Origin of the sequence: Streptomyces candidus (assembly GCF_014207445.1) — a bacterium.
Taxonomy (GTDB): Bacteria; Actinomycetota; Actinomycetes; order Streptomycetales; family Streptomycetaceae; genus Streptomyces; species Streptomyces candidus.
In genome coordinates this window covers 1-1,658 of record NZ_JACHEM010000061.1, presented here as the reverse complement: position 1 = coordinate 1,658, position 1,658 = coordinate 1, and the positions used below count along the sequence as shown (strand labels likewise).

The following is a 1,658-nucleotide window of genomic DNA, read 5'->3' as shown; positions in this document are numbered from 1 at the left end:
AGAAGCCGTTGTCTTTCCGTATGTGAGCGCTGAGTTTCCGCTGTTCAGGCGTGGTTTCGGCCGGGGTGAGGGAGAGTCTCGACGTTCTTCCCGTTTGATCGTCGAGGGGTGTGCGGTGGCGTCGGTGTTGGGGTTGTTGGAGGCGCGGGAGAGGGCTGCTCGTGAGCGGGTGGAGGATCTGCGGGAGGCGGCGGCCCGTGCGGCTGCGGCGCTGGAGGCCGCCGAGGTCGAGTGGGACCGGCGGGTGATCGCGCGCGAGGAACTCGTGGACGCCCTGGCCGAGTCTGCTGAGGAGGCCACCGCCGCGGTGGAGACCGAGGGCGAGGATCTGCCTGCTCCGGTGCTCGCTTCGGTGCCGGGGGCGGTCGTGCCACCCTGGCGGGAGGGCCTGTCGGTGGCGGTGCTCTCGCTGGACAACCAGCGGATCTTGAACGTGCTCCAGGACCGGCCGGGCCACGAGCCGGTGCGGGCCAAGGGCATCGCGGCGGCACTGGGCATCGACAATGCGGTCGCGGCGAAGGTCGAAGGGGTGCGGTCGAAAGCCAAACGCCTTGGTGAGCGTGGGTGGTTGCTCCAGGAGGCGTCGGGAGCGTTCAGTGCTGGCCGGCGGCTCGTGGCCGGGCCAGGCGGCGGCTCATCCGCGTGATCATCGAGAACAGGATCATCGCCTCGCTGGTCGCGGTCAGGGTTTCGTAGTCCCGGCACAGACGGCGCGAATGCATCAGCCAGCTCAGTGTTCTCTCTACCACCCAGCGTCTCGGGAGCACCACGAACCCCTCCATGCCGTCAGTGCGTTTGACAACTTCGAGGGCGAAGGAGAGCTTCTTGGCGCACCAGTCGACGAGTTGACCGGTGTAGCCGCCGTCGGCCCAGACCAGGCAGATGTCCCGGTGCAGGCTCCGCAGCCGCGTCAGCAGGGGCACGGCCGCCTCACGGTCGCCCACGTTCGCGGCGGTCACCACGACGACAAGGAGCAGGCCCAGACAGTCGGTGATGATGTGCCGCTTGCGGCCGTTGATCTGCTTGCCTCCGTCGTAGCCGCGTGAGCCGGCGGGCACCGAGGCCGCCCCCTTCACCGACTGCGCGTCGATAATTGCGGCCGTCGGCTCGACCTCACGGCCTTCGTGCTCGCGGACCCGTCCGCGCAGCCGGTCGTGGAACTCGGCGATCAGCCCCGTGTGCAGCCAGCGGCGGAAGAACGCGTAAACACGGTCCCACTTCGGGAAGTCCACAGGCATAGACCGCCAGGCGATCCCGCCCGCGACCAGGTAGCGGACCGCATCCAACATCGAGCGGTGGCAATACGCCTCGGGCTGCCCGCCCCGTCCCTGAAGCCACGCCGGCGTGGGCAGCAGGGGCCGCACCACCGCCCACTCCTCGTCCGTCATGTCCGACGGATAGTGCGGCTCCCGATCGGGATGATCGGCCGCGTTGCCGTACACGTGCGCGAGGCAATCGCACGACACAGCAGACGAGTTGAAATCGGCAGACTCAACCGCGTACACATAGGACAACAGGGTCTCCTGGTACCGCTCGGTCGGATTCGCATCTCCGAGCTACCGAGAGGCCCTGCCTTCATGCGCGTACCGCTGAAAGATCACCCGACCAGGAACCCTGTTCGATCCACACGTCCCACAACCGGTACGACAACGGCTACT

The 1,658-nt window shown here is 67.7% G+C and carries 2 protein-coding genes; one reads left to right on the top strand and one right to left on the bottom strand.

Going from position 1 to position 1,658, the window contains the following annotated elements; genetic code table 11:
- Positions 1-22 precede the first annotated feature (22 nt).
- Positions 23-646, top strand: a complete 624-nt coding sequence (locus tag HNQ79_RS33155; RefSeq protein ID WP_311772337.1) for a hypothetical protein — start codon at positions 23-25, stop codon at positions 644-646.
- Here HNQ79_RS33155 and HNQ79_RS33150 read toward each other — a convergent pair.
- Entirely contained in the window at positions 594-1,505 is a 912-nt protein-coding gene (locus tag HNQ79_RS33150; protein WP_229923758.1) for an IS5 family transposase, read from the bottom strand. The two genes, HNQ79_RS33155 and HNQ79_RS33150, sit on opposite strands and share 53 nt — an antisense overlap.
- Positions 1,506-1,658 lie beyond the last annotated feature (153 nt).